Here is a 21,487-nt window from a genome sequence, read left to right on the forward strand (position 1 = left end):
TTTCCATAAAACTTTTTCCGAGGCTCTCTGTAATGGATAAATCCGTCAATTATTGGACACGCGACATCAACTTGGTGTATACTTTAAGCAATAAAAGGGCTGCAAAAACTAGCCCTGCAATACCAGCTATAGCTACTAGCGGCTGATCAAAAAAATCCATCATAATAATTAGATAAAGGTTAGCTAACACTAAGATAACAATAATGTTGCAGGTATATCATATTTTTTATCATTTATTTTACTTTATATTTGCCAGTAATGAAAAGATTTCTAGCCCTATTAATATGTATAATCTACACCATAGTCTCTTTTGGAGGTTCAGTGTATATGCATAATTGTTGTGGAGGAACATCGATCAGTATCTACGAAAAAACAGGGCATGATGCATGCCCACTATGCACAAAACACGAGGAGCAAAAATCCGACTCGGAGCACCATAATACATGCTCCGATGGTAAATGCAACGATGTAGAGATCAAAATAGATCAGCTAGCCAATAAGCTATTTTCTGGACACCCTCACTTTTCGGTACACTTTGCACCTTCTATCCTTACACGGCTTTGGATCAACTCCAAGCCATTAGCTGTGGAAATAGAAAAAGAAAAGCTACCACTGAAAAACAGTTTTGTCTATATAGACTCCTCTCCGCCCACCTTTCTATTGAATTGTATTTTTATAATTTAGGATTGCCCCCCCTTATTTAGTTTGAGTACCGAAAGCTGTATCTCAAATAACTACTTACATAACTGTGTCAAAGTAATATTTAGTCTATGCTAAGAATGTCTTTTTTAGGACAAAAACAGCTGGAGTAAACATTTCATTAGAACCAATACAAGGTTTAATTAATTTTATATGCGTACAATATTTAAAATAACGTCTTTAATTATATTTATATTCATGACGCAAGTCACCATTGCCCAAACAGATAGCACGACTACATTTGAAGTCCCTGGAAACTGCGGCATGTGTAAAAAACGGATCGAAACAGCAGCGAAAATACAAGGTGTGGAATCTGCCGTTTGGGACCTAAATACACACAAAATAACTACCAAATACAATTCAAAGCAAGTGAATCTAAAACAGATTCAACAAGCTATAGCTAAAGCTGGTCACGATACACCTTTAATCAAAGCAGCGGATGACGTCTACGCTAAACTCCATGAATGTTGTCTGTATGAGCGATTAGGCGACGGTAAAGAAGAAAAACATGACCAGGAGGATCATAGTGGACATAATCACGATGACCACGCTGGGCATAATCATGATGACCATGCGGGACATAATCATGATAATAAAAAAGGAGGAACGAGAGCTGAACAAGAACACCATGACCACGATCATATCGTAACTGGCGTCGTGGTAAATGAAGATGGTAAAGCAGAAATGACCCCTATCGCTGGTGTTAATATTAAATGGTTAGAGGCGCCAGAAAAACAAACAACCAGTAATGACAACGGTGTATTCAAAATTAAACATGAAAAAGGGTATAAACATTTAGTTTTCTCTCATTCAGGAATGACTCCCGACACCGTAGAGGTTAAAGATTTACATGAAGTTTTGATAATCCACTCAAAAGATAATGTATTGTCTGAAGTAGTGGTATCACGCAGCAGAAAATCAACTTATATCAATAAGCTTGACCCAATGCGTAAAGAGATTTTAACGACAAAAGAACTTTTCAAAGCTGCTTGTTGTGATCTTAGTGAAAGTTTTTCGACAAATGCTTCCGTAGATGTAGTGAGTAATGACGCAGTAACAGGCAGTAAGCAGATACAGATGCTAGGACTTAGCGGTATCTACACACAACTTACAGTTGAAGGTTTGCCGGGACCTCGTGGTTTTGCTACTCCTTTAGGACTTAACAGCATCGCTGGAACCTGGATCAATTCCATTGAAATATCTAAAGGAATCGGCTCTGTAGTAAATGGGTTTGAAAACATGGCCGGACAAATCAACGTAGAATTGAAAAAACCGCACGATTCAGACAAATTATTTTTCAATGCCTATGCCAATAATATGGGACGTACAGACGTAAACTTAAACTTGGCTCAAAAACTCAATGACAAATGGTCTGTGGGATTCTTATTACACGATAACTTCATGTACAATAAAAACATGAACTATAGCGACAATGGCTTTAGAGATGTTCCTGTAGGAAACCTATTTTCGGGCATTAATAGATGGCATTATGAAGATGGTAAGGGGGTAATTGCACAATTTGGTGTCAAATATCTAAAAGATGATCGCACGGGAGGGCAGACCGACTTTAACAAATCCACCGACAAAGGAACAACAAACCGCTATGGTCTAGGTTTTGACAATCAGCGCATTGAAGGTTTCGCTAAAATCGGATATGTATTTCCAGAAAACAGACTGAGAAGTATCGGCTTACAGTTGTCAGGATCAAACTATAAGCAAGATAGCTATTTCGGGCTTACCAACTATCTGAGTAAACAAAGTAGCGGATATGCTAATCTTATTTTTCAAGATGTAATAGGTTCGGTCGCTCATAAATATAAAGTCGGAGCATCGGTATCGTATGACGATTACAACGAAACGGTCAACACCTTCAATTTTAAAAGAAAAGAGGCTGTAACAGGAGCATTCGCAGAATATACGTACAGTCCTGCCGAAAACTTTGACGCTGTATTGGGATTACGCCAAGATTACAATTCTTTATATGGCTGGTTTACTACGCCTAGAGCTGTGGTACGATACGCTCCTACATCGACAACGACACTTCGTCTTAGCTCAGGAAGAGGTCAGCGTACCGCAAATATTTTCGCAGAAAATATGAGCATCTTTGCTTCTAGCCGTACCATCGATTTTGCTTCTTTAGCAAATCAAAATAATGCTTATGGATTAAAACCCGAAGTATCGTGGAATACAGGTTTGACATTCGACCAAAACTTTCAATTGTTTGGAAGAGAGGCTGGCGTTTCGGTAGAATTGTTTCACAACAATTTCCAGGACCAAGTTGTTATCGATTTCGAAGACGCTAGGACTGTTTCCTTCTATAATTTGGATGGAAAATCATTCTCAAACAGTTTGCAAACAGAGCTACGTTTTATGCCGGCTCAGCACTTTGAAGCACGCTTTGCATACCGCCTATTGGACGTACAGACAGACTATGCAAATGGTCGCTTACAAAAGCCATTGACTGCAAAACATAGAGGCTTTATGAATCTAGCTTACAACCTACACAGTGGCTGGTCATTTGACTATACATTAAATGTCGTTGGAGAAAAAAGAATGCCATCGACGGCAGCCAACCCTGTAGAATTTCAGTTAGCATCGCACTCGAAAGGCTATGTAACGATGAATGCGCAGGTCAGCAAAACTTTAGGTAGAAACAAAAACTTTGATATCTATATCGGAGGAGAGAATCTTGGCAACTATTACCAAAAAGATCCAATCCTTGGTTTTGACCAACCATTCGGACAATACTTTGACACCAATCTATTGTGGGGACCACTAACGGGTAGAATGTTCTACTCGGGGGTAAGGTACCATATCAAATAATAAAAAAGGCGGTTTTTAAAACCGCCTTTTTTATTATTTGATTAACATTTGTTTGAGTTCGCTATAAAGATGGCTCGTAGGGAGTCCTACCACATTTTCAAAAGCACCTTCAATAGAATCCACACCTATACGTCCAATCCATTCCTGGATACCATAAGATCCCGCCTTGTCGTAAGGTTTATATTTATCCAGATAATAGTCTATCTCAGCGACTTCTAATGACCTGAACCGTACCACAGTCATACTGGTAAAGCTTTTTACCTCTCCACGATAGGCTATTGCCACTCCCGTATAAACGAGATGTGATCCTCCACTCAAAGTCATCAAAACTTTTCTTGCCTCCGCTGCATCTTTTGGTTTGCCAAGAACCCTATCCGCGTTGTCTACAACAACAGTATCTGCCGTAATAACGACATGATCATAAAATTCGGAATCGGAAAAAGCTCCAATTTTTTCTAGCGCTATGTATTCGGCAGCATCTCTTGACTCAATATGCGAGGGCACCACTTCTTCTATCTCTCGTACCAACACCTCAAACTTCAAATCCAATGACGCCAAGAGTTCTCTTCGTCGTGGTGATTGGGATCCCAATATAACCGGGATCGATTGCATAACGTCTGCTAACAACATATTAAATACTCTTTATAAAAACATCGGAATGCCATTTATCCTGAAGTCGCAAAATCTTTTCGATGATCTCACGGACGACCCCTTCTCCTCCTTTTTTGGAAGAGACATAGTGACTGAGCTTTTTAATATCTTCGACAGCATCCGCTGGTGCAATGGCGGCCCCTACCTGCTGCATACAGGTATAGTCAGGCATATCGTCGCCAATAAATGCGATCTCGCCAAAACTTAGCCCATAGCGATTCGCCAGATCCTGCAACAGCCCTAATTTGTCAGACACCCCTAAATGTACCTCCGATACCCGAAGTCCCTCCATGCGGCTCAAAACTCCCTGAGAACGCCCTCCTGTAATCACAAAAATCAATAATCCTTGTTTTACAGCGTATTGAATGGCGTAGCCGTCCTTCACATTAAATGTACGTAGCTGATCGCCACTTTCATTAACTAAGATATCACCATTTGTCAGGACACCATCGACATCCAGAACGACACATTTCGTATTTTTCAGTGTTGAATAAATCATAATAAACGCAAAGGTAAAGATTAAATCATATATGCTAAATCGTTTATTTACTCATAGTCGCCACAGATTTATCGAGATAAACCAGAAACATCAAGAATTTGTCACAAAGTAGTTGTTTTCGCAACTTTTTTCACCAAAAGTATTGACTCCTATCGTTTCTTGACGTAACTTTGTGTTAACAATTCGGAAATATAATGAGTTGTTTATAAAATAGTCTTTTCATAATTTAGGTTTATAATTGGTTAGTAGCAAACCTTGGCGCCCATCGTCAAGGTTTTGTTTTTTTCTAAAAAGCTCAAACCCTACCGACCTAAAGTAAAACTTTCATGATCCAAAGGAATCATGAAAGTTCTTGATATCCTTAAGGACAAACACTTTCAAAAAAAATGTCTTCATTCCGATCTCAAAAAGCAGCCATCGGAATGAAGACATCATTAAACAACACAAATCTTACGATTTACCCTTATCATTTCCTTTCGGATTGGATATAGAAGAACGCATATCTGTGTCGGCCTGAATATTCTGCATTTTGTAATAATCCATCACCCCCAAGTTACCACTGCGGAAAGCTTCCGCCATAGCTAAAGGTACCTGAGCTTCCGCTTCGATAACCTTAGCCTTCGCTTCCTGCGCCTTGGCTTTCATCTCCTGCTCATTCGCTACTGCCATCGCTCTACGCTCTTCGGCGCGCGCGTTAGCTACCTTAAGATCTGCCTCGGCCTGATCGGTCTGTAGCTTTGCTCCTACGTTTTCGCCGATATCAATATCAGCAATATCAATTGATAATATCTCGAATGCCGTACCAGAATCCAATCCTTTGGACAATACAGTTTTCGAAATACGATCAGGATTCTCTAGCACTTCCTTATGATTAGCCGAAGAACCGATCGTCGTAACGATACCTTCACCAACACGGGCAAGAATAGTCTCCTCTCCTGCTCCACCGACTAATTGATTGATATTAGCACGTACAGTAACCCGGGCTTTGGCAATCAATTGAATACCGTCTTTGGCAACAGCAGCCACAGGAGGAGTATTAATAACCTGCGGATTAACAGAAAGCTGAACCGCATCGAAGACGTCACGCCCAGCCAAATCGATAGCAGTCGCCAGTTTAAAATCCAAAGGAATATTAGCCTTATCAGCTGAAATTAACGCTTTGATTACTTTATTGACATTGCCACCAGCAAGATAGTGCGTCTCTATATCGTTAGTACTGATGCGTAATCCGGCCTTGGTAGAAGTGATCATCGCATTGGTAACCAATGCTGGTGACACCTTACGCAAGCGCATTAACACCAAATTCAAAAGACTAATCCGTACATTAGACAATTGTGCTGTAAACCACAGGTTAACAGGCAACAAATAGAACAGAAAAAAAAGGGCTATAACAGCACCGATGATGGTTAAAATTAAAGATACGTCTGGATTCATATATTAAAATTAAAAAAATAGCTTTTTAAAGATATTAATTTATTTTAATTTTCTGTGCATTATTGTGCTTTATATTATTAACAATACGTATAAAGAAATTAAACTATTATATACCTTTGTATACATCTAACCTAATCCTACTGGATGAAAAACAGTTTAGATACCATCAACATGAATAAACGAAATAAATTAAAAACCCAGGTTTTTATAAGCATTGGCATCGCTACTAGCATTATCTTGTTGTCAATCATATATTTATTTAGTCAGTTTTCTAACTTCATGGTTAGAAACGACGAAATCATAAAAAACTCGCAAGAACAATTACAGTTAGCGACAACCGTCAACAAAAGTCTTTATGATCTAACCCGAGCGCATATCGATTTGGTAAAAGGACTGAACAGTGCAGAAATCGAAATTGCTAACAACACCGACGAGCTGGAAGAACATGTTACAGCGATAAGGAAGGTAAGCTCTCAGAACAGCGAAAACGCAAAACACCTGATCGACCGTGTTGAGACCGTATTAGACATATCGTCATTACGTGATAAAGGGGGATCCAAGGATGAGACAATCAATTATTGGCTCAAAGAGCAGAAAAAAAACTTAGAATCTACCAACATATTTATAGAATCTGTTATTGCCAATCGTGCGAAAGAGATGGCAAAAAACGAAAAATATATCAGCGATGTTGAAAAGGTAATAATAGGGCTGATTATTATCAGCTTGCTAATTATTGCTTATTCATTCTACAAGATTTTTCAAATACTAACCCAACTTCGCAAATCCAGCAACGAACTGAAGAATGTCAATAAAGAGTTTGAAGAAGCTCGCATACATATTGAAGATACAAACTGGATACTGGAGAAAAGTGCTTATCTCGCTGACAGAATAAGTGGTATAGATGATAGCTATAAAATAAGTCAGATTGTAACCAAACTACTTAACGAACAACTTTCGACACAAGCTATCGCAATATATGTAAGAAAATTAGACTCCTACCAATTCGAAAGAACTGCTGCTTTAGGTCTGAAAAACACACTAAACCTCGAAAACTTTGTAAGTGGGGAAGGTTTCTTAGGAAAAATAGCTGAAGACAAAAGCTTTGTCATACAAAAGATAGAAGATACAAATCACCTAAATACAAATACTGCTACGCTTAATCAATTACCCGCTACAGTATTTATTTCGCCACTGATACATGAAGACCATTGCCTTGGTATCATTGAAATCGCAGCACTATGCACTCCTGAAAAACAAAAAAAATATAAGGATTACCTAACACGAATCAGTAGATTGATCGCTACCCGTATCAAATTTGGACAAAGCCATTTATTGGTCGAACAATTGCTGGAAGAAACACAAAGACAAACAGAGGAACTAGAAGCTCAACAGGAAGAACTACGAATCACGAACGAAGAATTAATACATAAAACTCATCTTCTGGAATCTTCTGAAGAAGAGCTTCGTGTACAACAGGAAGAACTCACACAAACCAATGTCGAACTGAATCAAAAAGCAGCCGAAGTCGAAAAAAGAAATACAGACCTAAACCATGCCCATAGAATCGTAGAACAAAAAATAGCAGAAGTACAGCAAGCTAGTAAATATAAGTCTGAATTTATGGCCAACATGAGCCACGAACTCCGAACCCCGCTAAACAGTATCCTAATACTGGCAAAACTCCTACAGGACAATAAGTTAAAAAACCTAAACACAGAACAGGTAAAATACGCCAGTGTGATACACGGGGCTGGAACAGATCTTCTGGAACTGATCAATGAGCTATTGGATCTAGCAAAAATAGAATCAGGAAAAATAGACCTAAACATCGAAAAAATTTATTCCAAAGATTTTGCAAGTAATACGGAGGAACTATTTAAAGCCGTAGCGAAGGATAAAGGCATAACTTTTACAACAAAATTAACAGACGATCTACCTAGACACTTTTTATGTGACGAGTATCGCCTACAGCAGGTTGTCAAAAACTTTCTTTCAAACGCATTTAAATTTACCCCTATCAATGGCACGGTAGAGTTTAGCATAAAAATGCAAACCAATAATTTATGCTTTGAAGTCAAAGACTCTGGAAAAGGCATCTCACCGGAAAAGCAAGAACTCATCTTCGAAGCCTTTAGGCAAGAAGATGGCTCTACAAGCCGTAAATATGGAGGGACTGGACTAGGTCTATCTATTAGTCGGGAAATAGCTTCCCTATTGGGAGGAAGAATCACACTGGAAAGCCAGATCGGAATAGGAAGTACATTCTCCCTAATCATCCCCTATACAGCTTCCGAAACCGTAGCTGTAGAAAAGACACAACCTCCTGTCGAGAAGAAAGAAATACAAGTAAACCCAATAGTTCCGATTGCCGAAAACGGACGATCGGCCCCAGAAAAAGAAAGGTCCATTCTAATTATAGAGGACGACATCAATTTTGCAGATATCTTAAAGGGCTTCGCAGAAGAGTATGGATTTGTAGTCAGTCTTGCTCATGACGGGGCGAAAGGAATAGAAGTGGCCCAACAAATCAATCCCGACGCCATTATCCTTGACGTAATGCTCCCTATAGCTGATGGATGGGAAGTATTAAGACTTCTGAAAGAAAACCCGTTGACCAAACATATTCCTGTACATATGATGTCTGCAGCGACTTTCAACAAAAAAGATTTCTTAGAAAAAGGTGCTATAGGCTTTATGCACAAGCCGGTGACAGCAGACACGATCCAGCATACGTTTGAAACAATCAATCTTAATCTAAGCCAGGCAGTCAAAAAGATCTTACTGATAGAAGATCAAGAGTTGCAGAGTGATTTTATTAAGGATTCGTTTGCCGACCACAGTATCAATGTCATACAGGCCTTTTCATTAGCTACAGCATGGGAAAAACTCTCTGAAGAAACAAATATTGACTGTATCATTCTAGATATGCAGCTCCCCGATGGGAATGGCCTAGATCTAATAGAAAAAATAAAAAAAACACCTCGTTTAGTAAATATTCCGATCATTATCAATACGGCATACGAGCTCCCAAAAGAGCAATATGATCAGATTATCGCTGATGCAAGAGCAACTATTCTAAAATCCGACAAATCAAGCGACCGATTGATAGATGAGGTCAATCTTTTTCTAAATAAGATCAATGATTCCTCCTATCAACCGATCAAAAACATGGGTAACATTCAGCAGACAAGCAATTTAAAAGGAAAACGGGTTCTTGTCGCTGATGATGACATGCGCAATGTGTTTGCACTTACCACGTCGTTACAGAGCTTTGAGATGGATATAGAGATTGCCAATAATGGCAAAGAGGCTGTACAGATCATGAGTAATCCGGACAATAATGTAGACATTATTCTGATGGATATTATGATGCCTGAGATGGACGGATACGAAGCCATAAGAATAATCCGTGAAGACCTAAAGTATAAAAATGTACCTATCCTAGCTGTCACAGCCAAGGCTATGAAAGGCGATCGAGAGAAGTCTATACAAATCGGAGCCAATGATTATGTCAGTAAGCCTATCGATATAGACAAGTTAACGTCATTAATGCAGGTATGGTTAGGGTAGCAAGCAAAAGTGAATTCATCAGTTTTTCAGATTTAGATGAAGTCATCTATCTACTGAAGAATATCTCAGACTTCGACCTTACTGGATATTCCAAATCTTCATTAAAACGAAGGGTAGAACGCTTTCTTATGGTTGAAAAAATAGATCTGGTCGACCTAAAAAATGCTATACTAAATGTCGATGGCTTTGAAAACTATTTTATACAAGAATTGGTGGTCAATGTGACCGAAATGTTTCGGGATCCCGAATTTTTCAGGCAGTTAAAAATTAAACTATTCCCTTACCTAGAGACCTATCCTCAATTGAGAATATGGAGTGCCGGCTGTGCAACAGGCGAAGAGGCGTACTCTCTAACAATACTGCTAAAGGAAAATAATTTATTAGATCGATCTTTCCTATACGGAACAGATGTCAGTCTAAAAGCTTTGGACTTCGCTCGAAAAGGAGTTTATCCACTAAAGAAAATTAAGTCATATACAGATAACTATAATAAATCAGGCCTTCCTTCTGAATTCGCCTCTCACTATACGGCCATGTATGATGCGGCAATAATCAATAATGAGTATCGAAATAAGGTGCTATTCTCTACACACAACTTAGTGTCAGATAATGTCTTCAATGAGTTCCAACTGATATTATGCCGTAATGTGATGATCTATTTTGATAAAGAATTGCAGGAACGTGCCTTGAATTTGTTTTATCAATCACTGGCTCTCTTTGGTTTCTTGTGCTTGGGAACAAAAGAAAGCCTATATGGGCATGCTATAAAAAGCAAATTTAAAGTTATAGATAGCACCTTAAATATCTACCAAAAAATTAGATGAAAGGAACTGCAGATAAAATAGTGATCATTGGGGGCTCAGCAGGTTCATTTACACTAATCACTGAAATACTCGAAAAACTACCTCAACAGCTAGACTATGCACTGTGCGTTGTGATCCATCGCAGCATTACATTTAACACCAAAATTGAAAGTAGTCTTTCAAAAAAACTGAATAGACCTGTTGTATCCGTGACAGACAAAATGGAAATCAGAAACGGCTATGTTTATTTTGCTCCAGCGGGCTACCACTTACTTGTCGAGCCCGACCGAACATTTGCACTGGACAGCTCAGAGCATGTTAACTATTCAAAACCATCAATCGACGTTTTTTTCGAAACAGCTGCTCAGGTGTACCGAGAAAACTGTAAGGCCTTTTTATTCTCGGGAGCTAATATAGATGGCGCCCACGGCCTGAGCACTGTGGAACATTTTGGTGGAAAGACATTTATACAAGATCCGGATGAAGCCATAATTAATACAATGCCGCTTTCTGGTATCCAAGAATCTACCGCTGCTACTGTACTTAAAAATCAAGAAATAATACGTTACTTTTGCTACAATCTCTTTTTACCATGAAAAACATCAACTTATTAATACTTGACGACAAAGAAGAGAACATCATAAGTTTACAAGCTCTTTTATCCGATATTGAAAACATTAATATCATCTGCTCCACCGATCCGAATGAAGCGCTCAAATTATGTTGGAAAAACGATATATCTTTAGCTTTGGTAGACGTTCAAATGCCGGAAATAAACGGTTTTGAATTTGTCTCTTTGCTCAAAGCCAACCCAAAGACAAGCCACATCATGGCTGTAATGGTTACAGCGATATCGAAAGAGGATAAATATCTGATCAAAGGTTTGCAAAGTGGTGCTGTAGATTATCTTTACAAGCCACTCAATCCCGAAATCACCATTGCTAAGGTAACATCATTCATCAAACAGATACATATTCAAGAAGAAATAATCCAAAAAAACACCGAACTAGAACTTTCTAAGAAGGCACTGATACAAGCCAATCAAGAAGCGGAACAAGCTCGAAAATCCAAAGAAATATTTTTGGCCAATATGAGTCACGAGATCCGCACCCCTATTAACGGTATCAAAGGAATAGTGCATATGTTGAAAAATGCAAATCTAAGTTTTGAGCAATTGGACTGGGTCAATCGACTGGAGATTGCCTCCAATTCGCTATTACTGATCATCAACGACATTTTGGATATTTCAAAGATCGACTCGGGCATGATGAAGATTGAAATGGAGGACTTCCATCTCACTAATCTACTTTTGGATCTGGGGCAGATGTTCAAGATCAAAGCATCTGATAAAAAGCTAGAATTTGATGTAAGACTTGATTCAAAATTGCCAAAACATGTCCATTTTGACTCCTTGCGACTCGAACAGATCATCAGCAATTTTGTATCCAACAGTTTAAAATTTACCGAAAGAGGAAAGATAACATTAGCGGTACAGACCCTAGAAGAGACGGATGATATCCATAAAATAAAATTTTCAGTCACTGATACCGGAATCGGTATAAAGCCAGGCTCAGTGGACAAAATATTTCTCGCATTCGAACAAGGCGATGATGGAATCACCAAAAAATTTGGCGGTACTGGTTTAGGATTAGCTATTGTAAAACGCCTTTCCGAGCTTTTAAATGGTGAAGTGCATGCCCAAAGCGTATACGGTGATGGGTCAGAATTTTCATTTATTGTCGATATCAAAGAAGTTAAAAACAAGGAGAAAATCAAAAGAGAGATCAATCTACCCTACTCGCAATTCCCTAAACTGGAAGGATTTAACGTTTTGGTAGCAGAAGACAATGAGTTAAACAGCTTTATGCTGGCCCATATCCTACAGACTTGGGATTGCAAAGTCACTGTCGTAAAAAATGGACGTCTCGCGCTAGAAGCTTTAGAAAAAGACAGTTTTGACCTGGTCCTCATGGACACCCATATGCCGGTCATGAGTGGATTTGAAGCTATTAAAGAAATCCGGGGCAATATCAACCCGGCACGCAGACAGACACCTATAATTACCATATCCGCATCGGTACTGGAGCATGAACAACAAGCAGCTTTTCAAGTAGGGGCAGATGAGGTCATTGGTAAACCTTTTGATCCTGCCGAGCTCTACAAGAAAATAACAAAAGTATGTGAATCAGAGAAAGTCAACAAATTGCCATTTTGAGGTCTAATTGCCATCTAGTACTTTTATTTTTAGTATCTTTAAGCGTTCTATTTAACAATGGAATAATGGCATAAAACAACATTGAAACCTGTTTTAGCTCATTTATCATTAACAACAATCCGGGTGTAACTAGCTCTATTGTACAATGGAGTTTTTATACGCTTAAATTTAATTACTTTTCAATGAAATACTCATGTTTAGCGAAGCACGAACACTCATGAGTATTCCATTTGACCATTAAAAGACAAATTATACACATATGAAAAAATTATTTTTTATCCCAGCTTTAGCTGCCGTTGTATCTCTAGCTGCTTGCGGAGGAAACAACACGAAGTCAGAAAGTTCAACGCAAAACACGACCGAAGAAACGACTTCGGAATCTCCGGCTGAAACGGTACCTGGTATCGAAAATGTAGCGATCTCCAACAGCTGGACTGTAGAAGGTAACGATCAAATGAAATTTAACACGGAGTTGATCCGCGTAAAAGCAGGAGAACCTCTAGAATTAACATTGAAAAATGTCGGTTCAATGCCAAAAGAATCAATGGGACACAACTTGGTTATTCTTAATCCTGGTGTCGATTTGCCTACTTTTGGCGGCGAAGCATCAGCTGCAGCGGATAACGAGTACATCCCTAAATCTTCACTTTCATCGATTGTAGCACACACCAAATTACTAGGCCCAGGTGAAGAAGATAAAATCACCGTGACTTTGGAAAAAGGAGTATACGACTATATCTGTAGTTTCCCAGGACACTATGGTGTAATGCACGGAAAAATTGTTGCTGAATAATAGCAGTACGGATTTTCTTTTAATATAATACAAAAGGCACGGAGTCGTGCCTTTTGTATTATATTAAGGCTTTCGACGTTAAAACAAAACCTAGAAAGCGATAGAACAAAATAAACAGAAACTTTAAGGGGTATTTTTGAATCAATATTTTGGAATTACTTAGAGATAAGTCTTAACTTAGCCTCAAAATTTAAAACTCGCAATCATGCAATACGACGTTATAGTTATAGGCAGTGGTCCAGGTGGTTATGTAGCCGCTATCCGTTGCGCTCAATTAGGCCTAAAAACAGCGGTAATCGAAAAATACAGTACTTTTGGGGGTACCTGTCTTAATGTAGGCTGTATACCTTCTAAAGCCCTATTGGACACTTCAGAGCACTATCACAACGCAGCTCATGCCTTTGCTGATCATGGGATTAGCCTTAGCAGTCTTAAAATAGACGTTAAGAAAATGATCGATCGTAAGAACGATGTCATTGCCCAAAATACGGCAGGTATCACTTACTTATTTAAAAAGAACAAAGTCGACTCTTACGAAGGAGTAGGTTCTTTTGTTAATAAAAATACCATAAAAATCACTAAAAAAGATGGTACGGCAGAAGAAATCACAGGCAAGAACGTAATCATCGCGACAGGTTCCAAACCTACTGCGTTACCATTCCTCCCTATTGACAAACAGCGTATCATTACTTCTACAGAAGCATTAAACCTTACTGAAGTACCTAAACACCTTATTGTTATTGGTGGTGGTGTAATCGGTCTGGAATTAGGATCAGTTTATGCGCGTTTAGGCGCCAAAGTTTCTGTCATTGAGTATGCTAAATCTATTATCAGCACAATGGATGGTGGTTTAGGAAAAGAACTCCAACGTGTACTAAAAAAATCTTTAGGTATGGAGTTTTTCTTAGGACACAAAGTAACCGGAGCTTCCGCTAAAGGTAAGAAAGTGACTGTTACTGCTGAAGACAGTAAAGGTCAGGCTGTTTCTTTTGAAGGAGATTACTGTATCGTATCTGTAGGCCGTATCGCTTACACCAAAGATTTAGGTTTAGAAAATATCGGAATCACTCCAGAAGAGAGGGGCAACAAAATCACGGTCAATGATCATCTAGAGACTTCGGTAGAGGGTATATATGCAATTGGTGATGTAGTAAAAGGTGCGATGTTGGCACACAAAGCGGAAGACGAAGGAATATATGTTGCAGAACGTATTGCCGGTCAAAAACCACATATCGACTACAACTTGATCCCTGGGGTCGTATATACATGGCCTGAGGTAGCATCTGTTGGGCAGACTGAAGAGCAACTGAAAGAAGCTGGTAAAAAATACAAATCAGGTTCGTTCTCATTCAAAGCTTCCGGTCGTGCCAAAGCATCAGGAGATACCGATGGTTTTGTCAAAGTATTAGCCGACGCTGAAACGGACGAGGTGTTAGGAGTACATATGATAGGGCCACGAGCAGCAGATATGATTGCAGAAGCAGTCGTAGCTATGGAATACAGAGCTTCTGCTGAAGACATCGGCAGAATATGTCATGCACACCCTACATATACCGAAGCATTGAAAGAAGCAGCATTAGCAGCTACAGCTAATAGAGCTATTCATGCTTAATTAGAAATCAAGCTTTTTAAATATAGAAATGCCTTTTGCTAAAACCGTATTTTCTTACGGATAAAGGCAAAGGGCATTTTTTGATTAATGAAATATATACAACGTTTAAAACATGAATTTTCACACACGTAAATGGATAAAACCCGAAGACCTAAATCCAAACGGGTCGCTATTCGGAGGTACGCTACTAAGATGGATTGATGAAGAGGCAGTAATCTACGCTATTGTACAATTGGGAAATCCGCATGTAGTCACCAAATATATTTCTGAAATAAACTTTGTCAGTTCAGCCAAACAGGGCGATATTATTGAATTAGGCATCACCGCAACAGAATTCGGACGTACCTCGATCACAATGCGTTGCGAGGTAAGAAATAAGATAACTCGAAAAACAATACTTTCTATTGACAAGTTGGTGTTTGTCAACCTAGATGAAGAAGGTACACCAACTCCGCATGGCAAGACCGAGATAACCTATGCCTATATGAGTGTCGATAAGTTCACCAAGGACGAGACACCGTAACGTCCTTGGCAGATTCGTATAGATTATTAAGCAGCTTTAACTGTCTTTTTGGTGGATAGAATATCCTTCTTTACGTCACGCTCCACCCAAAAAGAAACGACAGGAATCAATGACAACACAAAGTATTTAATAACTCTGGTGAACTTCCAGCTATAGCTTTGCCAGCAGGCCACCAAAAGAATAACAAACAGTACGACCAAAAAACCGTGGATGGATCCGGCTATACGTACGGCACCATTCCTAATGTCATCTGGAACATCCATAAGATGTGGCAAAACATACTTAATCGGCATCGCGATAAAGAACAAAATAATGGTGGAAATAGCCTCCCAAAGAGCAACTTGCTGAAAAATACGTAACATCGTGATAAATTATTTCAGGCAAAAATAAACCAAACTTTGACCTCTCAAAAATCATTTCATAGAATTGACTGCCCTTTGACAATCTATTTCATTGGATGTCATGTTTTTATTAATATATCCAATACAAATACAGATTGACGCAATTAATGCCTGTCACTTGTCTATTTAAAAACAGATACTTTCAATAAAAAGATGTATTTTTGGGAGCAAATATGTTTAATATAAATACTAAAAATATATGAACTACGACATCATCGTGATTGGAAGTGGCCCAGGCGGTTACGTAGCAGCTATACGTGCAGCTCAACTAGGCTTTAAAACTGCCGTTGTAGAGCGTGAAGCTTTGGGTGGGATCTGCTTGAACTGGGGATGTATACCAACTAAAGCCTTATTAAAAAGTGCACAAGTTTTCGAATATTTAAACCATGCTGAAGAGTACGGAATTAAAGTACAAGGAGGTGAGGCTGATTTTGGCGCTATTGTAAAAAGAAGTCGCGGTGTAGCTGAAGGCATGAGTAAAGGCATCCAATTCTTAATGAAAAAGAATAAGATCGATGTTATATTAGGCACTGCTAAAATCAAAAAAGGCGGTAAAATAGATGTAAAAGCAGCGGATGGAAGCACAAAAGAATATACTGCGAAACATACTATTCTAGCTACCGGTGCTCGTTCTAGAGAATTGCCAAACCTTCCACAGGATGGTAAAAAAATAATTGGTTACCGCCAAGCAATGAATCTACCTACTCAACCAAAATCTTTGGTAGTTGTTGGTTCAGGAGCTATCGGTGTAGAGTTTGCTTATTTTTATAATGCTATCGGCACGAAGGTAACTATCGTTGAGTTCATGGACAGAATTGTTCCAGTAGAAGATGAAGAGGTTTCTAAACAATTAGAAAAATCGCTAAAGAAAGCTGGTATTGAAATTCTAACAAAATCAGAAGTTCAATCTGTAGATACAAGTGGTGCTCTTTCTAAAGTGAGTATCAAAACAGCAAAGGGTACTGAAGTGATCGAAGCAGAAGTTGTTCTTTCGGCTGTAGGTATTATGCCTAATATCGAGAACTTAGGTCTTGAAGAGGTTGGTGTAAAAGTGGATAAAGGTCGTGTAGTTGTCGACGATTATTACAAAACAAACATAGATGGCGTATATGCTATAGGTGATATTGTAAAAGGTCAAGCTTTGGCACACGTAGCATCGGCAGAAGGTATAACCTGTGTTGAGAAAATCAAAGGACTACATGTTGAACCTATCGACTATAACAATATCCCAGGATGTACTTACTGCTCACCGGAGATTGCTTCCGTAGGGTATACAGAAAAGGCTGCCCGTGAAGCAGGCTATGAGGTTAAAGTTGGAAAATTCCCATTTTCAGCATCAGGTAAGGCTTCTGCCGCAGGCGCAAAAGATGGTTTTGTAAAACTAGTTTTTGATGCAAAATATGGCGAGTTTTTGGGCGCTCATATGATTGGAGCAAATGTAACAGAGATGATCGCTGAAGTTGTTGTAGCCCGTAAATTAGAGACTACAGGTCATGAAATGATTAAATCAGTACATCCACACCCAACGATGAGTGAAGCTATTATGGAAGCTGCTGCAGATGCATACGGCGAAGTAATCCACTTATAAGAGGATATAGAAAATAAAAAAAGCGGATTAAAAATCCGCTTTTTTTATTTCAGTACTAATTTAGAAGAAAATATGATCTCCTGAGGTTCAACCTTTTCTTTGCTTTCTAAAATTTCAAAAAGTATTTCTGCAGCCTTTTTCCCTTGTTCATCTGGGTACTGTTCTATACTCGCTAAAGGAGGGTTCTCCATATATTTCCAAAGCGGATAATTCGCAAAACTGATGAAATGCATATCCTGGCCTACGATTATACCTTTACCCCTAGCATACTTGATCACATCGAGTGTCACAAAATCATTAAAAGAAACGATAGCAGAAGGCCGCTCAGGCAATACACACAGTTGTTCCATAGCAGCGTGATTACCGTGTTCCGTTAGATCGGTGTGCACCACATATTTATCATTAAATTCGTAACCATGCTTCAATAAAGCTTCCTGGAAAGAAGCCGTACGTTCTGTTGCCGAGAGTAATGTCTCGGGTCCATTGATCAGTGCAATATTCTTATGCCCACGACTAATAAATGCCTCAATGGCTTCATCCATACCCGTAGCTAGATCACAATAAACTTTATGGACGGAAGTCGACTCCGGTACACAGTCAAAAAAGACTACTGGTATATCCGAACTCTCTAAGACCTCTACAAAGCTCAAATCCGTTGTATTCTTACCCAGCGACATCAATATACCATCAACACGATGTTTCTTAAAAGTGGCAATAATTTTAGCCTCACGATCGGCATCATCCAATGACTGTCCCAATAACACCGTGTACTTTCTATCTTCAGCAATCGCTTCTATAGCACTGATTGCGGAAGAAAAAAAAGGCTCAGATAATGCAGGTAAAATAACACCTATCGTGAAGGTCTTCCGCTGTTTAAAAAAGATAGCTGTCTGATTTGGCTCATAATTCAACTCCTCTGCCATCTTTTTCACCCGCATTGTAGTGACCAGCCCTATGCTTGGATGATCATTCAAAGCTCTCGACACTGTCGATGGTGAAATTTTTAATTTCCTTGCTATTTCCTTAATCGTTGCCGGTTTGTTCGATTTCATAATGACACTGTTTTATTTACCCCCTCTAATCCAAACCTACACAAATTCGTGTTTACACGCAATATAATTGTACTGTAATATAAAACGAATTTTGTAGCTATCCTCTTCTATTTAGATTTTTTTAGAGAGGAGCTGTAACCTTATTCTTTCAAACGTGATGTCCCGCTATTAAACTTGAACATACGTCCTCTCGTATTACTTCTTTGTTGTATCCGCTCGTCCATAACTCGGTTTTTCCGGACAAAACCACTTGATCGCAGAGAGGGAGCCGTAAAGCTGCCCGTATTAATATGCGTAATCGCAGCACGTAACATAGACTCTCCCTCCTGGCCAAAATCCAGAAAATTACTAAACTCCCAGACATGGGCACTCGGCTTCATACCGTTAAAATAATCGCCCTCACCAAGTTTATTATAAGTCTTGAACGATGCTGGATAAAGACTGACGTCATTGCTAGGGTTATTCGCATCCTCCACAACAGGCCATTCCCAAAATCCCACAGGCTTACCATAAGTATATTCATCAATAATTCTATCGTTGGCATCCACCGCCTTTGTACCGACCATAAAAACTGGTATATGGGGCTTCATCACGTTCATTAAGAGTTCACTGGCTGATGCTGTTGAACTGGACACCAAAAAGTAGATACGTTTTATTTCTATTCCCCCTCTTTTATTAAAGAAGACTGGGCCAAACTCTCCTCCAGGACGTGTCCACCCTTCTTTCTGAAAATAACTATTCATCGTAGAGGTATACATCAGTTCTTTGTTTTTGGAAGCCGGCACAAACCAATCGGCCAAGTACTCGGCCGTGATTACAGCACCTCCTCCATTATATCGCAAATCAACAACAAACTCATCGATGCCTTGCAAGCTCTTCAGAACCTCTTCAAATCTATGATACATATCCGTTTTTATCCAATTTCCATTCTCCGACTTTTCTGTCGCTAGAAAAGAGTTAAAAGCAAGATATCCAATTTTCTTACCGTTGTTCAAAATAACACGGTAATCTAAGATTGGATTTTTTTCAAACGGCTTTTGGGTAATAGTTTGCGTTAAGATAGTTCCCGAGGGTTGCTGGAATACGACAGTCAAAGTGTATGCATTTAGATAACCGTTTAAGCTTCTAAAACTTTGTGCCTTCTGCGCATCATAGTCTATCTTGGTATCGCCATTGATACTAATAATCCTATCACCACGTCTCATTCCGACCTCCCATGCCGACGAATTTTTCTCAACCATACGGACATACAAATCCGCGTTATTTCCAGTGTTCTCTGTTTGTAGATAAAACACCTGCATTCCAAAACTTGTAGATATCGCGTCTTGAACTTCGCCACTTACCACCCCCGCTCGATCCAAATAACTGTACCTGTCTATAGGCTGTCCCGTTTCGGTATTTTTGGGAGTTAGGCTCACTAACCAATCCAACACATGTTCTCCTCGCTCGAAATACTGCGTATATTTTGTACGGATTAAATCGGGTTTGTTCAAGTCATTCAAATTCTTTGGTGGCATATTGTCCTGCCACAATGAAAATAGTTTAGTATAATAAAAGACACTGTCTTTGATCATATTCTCCTTGACATCAGAATTATAAACCGTTGTCTTCTGCGGGGGTTCAATCTCCGTATCCTCCTTTAGGTTTGGAGGTGTCTTCTTACATCCGACCGTTATAATTACCCAGGCAAGAAGTATGATATAGGATGCTTTATTTTTCATACACACAATCGTTCTATAACTAATCTACAATCGTATTAACAATTACAATCTGATCTTTCGGCAAATCATATTCTGATGCAATATAATCAATTGGCACGAAAGATTTAAACTCAAGCTCGTCCACAAAAAATACTTTTAACGTATGCTTGATCGAATCTGCCTTGCCCCAATCCAAAAATTTCAATTTGTTTAATTGCTCAACAGGATTACCCTTTGTCAATACAGCAACCTGCCTTTTATCTTCGACCAATCGCACTAACAGGTCGGCTCGGGCTTCCGGCAACATCAACTTAAGAGGCAGCTGTGCATTAGCCTGCAAACGCTGCAAATTGACTTCATATTTATCATCAACCCCAAACATGACCTTTGTTGCTGGAAATACAGCATCCTCGCCGTGATGATCGTATACTTTCTTCATAAATTCGGCCATATCACTGGCCTTCGCCGTCCCCTCAGTAAATTCATAAAAACTACCGAAAAGATAATAAACCTGTAACAAGTATTCTCGCCTGCAAAAAAGCACATCGTCCAACTCGAACAAATAAAGTGCTTTATCGAAAGAAATTTCGCTTAACTTCATTTGGCAACTGCTAATATAAATGTATCACCTGAATCGGAAAGCATGCCCAAACCATCGAAAGCAACCGATTCAGATGTCACCCCGAAAACATCATACCCGCCGACAAAAAGACTTAATTTTAACTCCTTTGCTGGATTGTCCAAAACCGAAAGCATCTCTAAATCTGCAATCCCAGGGCATAATACCTGAATCCCATACTCTTCAAAAAGGATTAAAGAGCCGCTCAACGTAACAATTTCATCCATAGCTAAAGGAAGAACGTAATCGCATTTCAAATCCAATGCAATTTTAAGAACTTCATGAGCATAAGTAGGATTAGCGCCTTTCGGAATCTTGTGATAACGTCCCTGCAAGACTGTAGGCACTTCGTCTGAAGTAGCTGATATAACCTCAAAATGAGGGGACAACAACTGCGCGACACGCATTGAAAATGAACGTGTGGCACAGGTAAGTAAAATCTTCTTCATGTATAAATATGTTTGACTATTGAAAGCCTGCTTACTGATTGATCTGTTTACGCGTT

Annotated in this window: 18 protein-coding genes; 10 read left to right on the forward strand and 8 right to left on the reverse strand. The window is 39.1% G+C overall.

Features of this window, described 5'->3' with window-relative positions; all coding sequences use genetic code 11:
* Positions 1–258: 258 nt before the first annotated feature.
* On the forward strand, positions 259–684 hold the full coding sequence (locus B5X76_RS15575) for an HYC_CC_PP family protein (protein WP_139375342.1): 426 nt from the start codon (positions 259–261) through the stop codon (positions 682–684).
* A 168-nt stretch (positions 685–852) separates the two neighbouring features.
* Positions 853–3,522 (forward strand): TonB-dependent receptor domain-containing protein, encoded by a 2,670-nt coding sequence (locus B5X76_RS15580; RefSeq protein WP_079644480.1) that lies wholly within the window; start codon positions 853–855, stop codon positions 3,520–3,522.
* A gap of 33 nt (positions 3,523–3,555) precedes the next feature.
* Here B5X76_RS15580 and B5X76_RS15585 read toward each other — a convergent pair whose 3' ends face one another.
* From B5X76_RS15585 to floA, 3 genes are all read right to left on the reverse strand, one after another.
* Positions 3,556–4,152 (reverse strand): Maf family nucleotide pyrophosphatase, encoded by a 597-nt coding sequence (locus B5X76_RS15585; RefSeq protein WP_245801067.1) that lies wholly within the window; start codon positions 4,150–4,152, stop codon positions 3,556–3,558.
* A 1-nt stretch (position 4,153) separates the two neighbouring features.
* Entirely contained in the window at positions 4,154–4,672 is a 519-nt protein-coding gene (locus B5X76_RS15590; RefSeq protein WP_079644482.1) for a KdsC family phosphatase, read from the reverse strand.
* A gap of 450 nt (positions 4,673–5,122) precedes the next feature.
* Positions 5,123–6,106, reverse strand: a complete 984-nt coding sequence (floA, locus tag B5X76_RS15595; RefSeq protein WP_079644484.1) for a flotillin-like protein FloA — start codon at positions 6,104–6,106, stop codon at positions 5,123–5,125.
* Between the two features lie 279 nt (positions 6,107–6,385).
* Here floA and B5X76_RS15600 point away from each other — a divergent pair, with 279 nt between their 5' ends.
* The 7 genes from B5X76_RS15600 to B5X76_RS15630 all read left to right on the forward strand — a co-directional run bounded on the left by B5X76_RS15600 (position 6,386) and on the right by B5X76_RS15630 (position 15,622).
* Positions 6,386–9,676 (forward strand): response regulator, encoded by a 3,291-nt coding sequence (locus B5X76_RS15600; RefSeq protein ID WP_176141102.1) that lies wholly within the window; start codon positions 6,386–6,388, stop codon positions 9,674–9,676.
* On the forward strand, positions 9,664–10,500 hold the full coding sequence (locus tag B5X76_RS15605) for a CheR family methyltransferase (protein WP_079644488.1): 837 nt from the start codon (positions 9,664–9,666) through the stop codon (positions 10,498–10,500). The genes B5X76_RS15600 and B5X76_RS15605 overlap by 13 nt, the downstream gene beginning before the upstream one ends.
* Positions 10,497–11,075 carry a chemotaxis protein CheB gene (locus B5X76_RS15610; RefSeq protein WP_079644490.1) on the forward strand — a complete coding sequence of 193 codons (579 nt, stop codon included), beginning with the start codon at positions 10,497–10,499 and terminating at the stop codon, positions 11,073–11,075. The genes B5X76_RS15605 and B5X76_RS15610 overlap by 4 nt, the downstream gene beginning before the upstream one ends.
* Entirely contained in the window at positions 11,072–12,694 is a 1,623-nt protein-coding gene (locus B5X76_RS15615) for a response regulator (protein WP_079644491.1), read from the forward strand. Before B5X76_RS15610 ends, B5X76_RS15615 begins: the two co-directional genes overlap by 4 nt.
* A gap of 259 nt (positions 12,695–12,953) precedes the next feature.
* Positions 12,954–13,487: a plastocyanin/azurin family copper-binding protein gene (locus tag B5X76_RS15620; protein ID WP_079644493.1), complete on the forward strand. Its 534-nt coding sequence runs from the start codon at positions 12,954–12,956 to the stop codon at positions 13,485–13,487.
* 205 nt (positions 13,488–13,692) lie between these two features.
* Entirely contained in the window at positions 13,693–15,099 is a 1,407-nt protein-coding gene (gene lpdA / locus B5X76_RS15625; protein WP_079644495.1) for a dihydrolipoyl dehydrogenase, read from the forward strand.
* Positions 15,100–15,211: 112 nt separating this feature from the next.
* Positions 15,212–15,622: an acyl-CoA thioesterase gene (locus tag B5X76_RS15630; RefSeq protein WP_079644508.1), complete on the forward strand. Its 411-nt coding sequence runs from the start codon at positions 15,212–15,214 to the stop codon at positions 15,620–15,622.
* A gap of 26 nt (positions 15,623–15,648) precedes the next feature.
* Here the strand turns inward: B5X76_RS15630 and B5X76_RS15635 are convergent, their stop codons facing one another.
* Positions 15,649–15,984, reverse strand: coding sequence for a DUF3817 domain-containing protein (locus tag B5X76_RS15635; RefSeq protein ID WP_079644510.1), 336 nt, complete (start codon positions 15,982–15,984; stop codon positions 15,649–15,651).
* Positions 15,985–16,222: 238 nt separating this feature from the next.
* Here B5X76_RS15635 and lpdA (B5X76_RS15640) point away from each other — a divergent pair, with 238 nt between their 5' ends.
* Entirely contained in the window at positions 16,223–17,611 is a 1,389-nt protein-coding gene (lpdA, locus tag B5X76_RS15640; protein WP_079644512.1) for a dihydrolipoyl dehydrogenase, read from the forward strand.
* A 44-nt stretch (positions 17,612–17,655) separates the two neighbouring features.
* On the opposite strand, the gene B5X76_RS15645 is transcribed toward lpdA (B5X76_RS15640), so the two are convergent.
* From B5X76_RS15645 to B5X76_RS15660, 4 genes are all read right to left on the reverse strand, one after another.
* A complete protein-coding gene (locus tag B5X76_RS15645; RefSeq protein ID WP_079644514.1) occupies positions 17,656–18,663 on the reverse strand; it encodes a LacI family DNA-binding transcriptional regulator in 1,008 nt (335 codons plus the stop codon).
* 140 nt (positions 18,664–18,803) lie between these two features.
* The gene (locus tag B5X76_RS15650; RefSeq protein WP_079644515.1) at positions 18,804–20,384 is read right to left on the reverse strand and encodes a S41 family peptidase; all 1,581 of its coding nucleotides are present in this window, start codon (positions 20,382–20,384) and stop codon (positions 18,804–18,806) included.
* Between the two features lie 19 nt (positions 20,385–20,403).
* Complete coding sequence (locus tag B5X76_RS15655; RefSeq protein WP_079644516.1) at positions 20,404–20,964, reverse strand: hypothetical protein; 561 nt, start codon at positions 20,962–20,964, stop codon at positions 20,404–20,406.
* Positions 20,961–21,431: a hypothetical protein gene (locus tag B5X76_RS15660; protein ID WP_139375343.1), complete on the reverse strand. Its 471-nt coding sequence runs from the start codon at positions 21,429–21,431 to the stop codon at positions 20,961–20,963. Before B5X76_RS15660 ends, B5X76_RS15655 begins: the two co-directional genes overlap by 4 nt.
* Positions 21,432–21,487 lie beyond the last annotated feature (56 nt).

The organism is Sphingobacterium nematocida (assembly GCF_900168125.1).
Taxonomy (GTDB): domain Bacteria; phylum Bacteroidota; class Bacteroidia; order Sphingobacteriales; family Sphingobacteriaceae; genus Sphingobacterium; species Sphingobacterium nematocida.

Excerpts from the sequence above, each read along its gene's own strand:
- B5X76_RS15610 (WP_079644490.1), top strand. The coding sequence starts at position 10,497 with ATGAAAGGAACTGCAGATAAAATAGTGATCATTGGGGGCTCAGCAGGT.
- B5X76_RS15660 (WP_139375343.1), bottom strand. The coding sequence starts at position 21,431 with ATGAAGAAGATTTTACTTACCTGTGCCACACGTTCATTTTCAATGCGT.
- B5X76_RS15600 (WP_176141102.1), top strand. The coding sequence starts at position 6,386 with ATGGTTAGAAACGACGAAATCATAAAAAACTCGCAAGAACAATTACAG.
- lpdA (WP_079644512.1), top strand. The coding sequence starts at position 16,223 with ATGAACTACGACATCATCGTGATTGGAAGTGGCCCAGGCGGTTACGTA.
- B5X76_RS15645 (WP_079644514.1), bottom strand. The coding sequence starts at position 18,663 with ATGAAATCGAACAAACCGGCAACGATTAAGGAAATAGCAAGGAAATTA.
- B5X76_RS15655 (WP_079644516.1), bottom strand. The coding sequence starts at position 20,964 with ATGAAGTTAAGCGAAATTTCTTTCGATAAAGCACTTTATTTGTTCGAG.
- B5X76_RS15630 (WP_079644508.1), top strand. The coding sequence starts at position 15,212 with ATGAATTTTCACACACGTAAATGGATAAAACCCGAAGACCTAAATCCA.
- B5X76_RS15635 (WP_079644510.1), bottom strand. The coding sequence starts at position 15,984 with ATGTTACGTATTTTTCAGCAAGTTGCTCTTTGGGAGGCTATTTCCACC.
- B5X76_RS15605 (WP_079644488.1), top strand. The coding sequence starts at position 9,664 with ATGGTTAGGGTAGCAAGCAAAAGTGAATTCATCAGTTTTTCAGATTTA.
- B5X76_RS15575 (WP_139375342.1), top strand. The coding sequence starts at position 259 with ATGAAAAGATTTCTAGCCCTATTAATATGTATAATCTACACCATAGTC.
- B5X76_RS15580 (WP_079644480.1), top strand. The coding sequence starts at position 853 with ATGCGTACAATATTTAAAATAACGTCTTTAATTATATTTATATTCATG.
- B5X76_RS15590 (WP_079644482.1), bottom strand. The coding sequence starts at position 4,672 with ATGATTTATTCAACACTGAAAAATACGAAATGTGTCGTTCTGGATGTC.
- floA (WP_079644484.1), bottom strand. The coding sequence starts at position 6,106 with ATGAATCCAGACGTATCTTTAATTTTAACCATCATCGGTGCTGTTATA.
- B5X76_RS15585 (WP_245801067.1), bottom strand. The coding sequence starts at position 4,152 with ATGTTGTTAGCAGACGTTATGCAATCGATCCCGGTTATATTGGGATCC.
- B5X76_RS15615 (WP_079644491.1), top strand. The coding sequence starts at position 11,072 with ATGAAAAACATCAACTTATTAATACTTGACGACAAAGAAGAGAACATC.
- B5X76_RS15650 (WP_079644515.1), bottom strand. The coding sequence starts at position 20,384 with ATGAAAAATAAAGCATCCTATATCATACTTCTTGCCTGGGTAATTATA.
- B5X76_RS15620 (WP_079644493.1), top strand. The coding sequence starts at position 12,954 with ATGAAAAAATTATTTTTTATCCCAGCTTTAGCTGCCGTTGTATCTCTA.
- lpdA (WP_079644495.1), top strand. The coding sequence starts at position 13,693 with ATGCAATACGACGTTATAGTTATAGGCAGTGGTCCAGGTGGTTATGTA.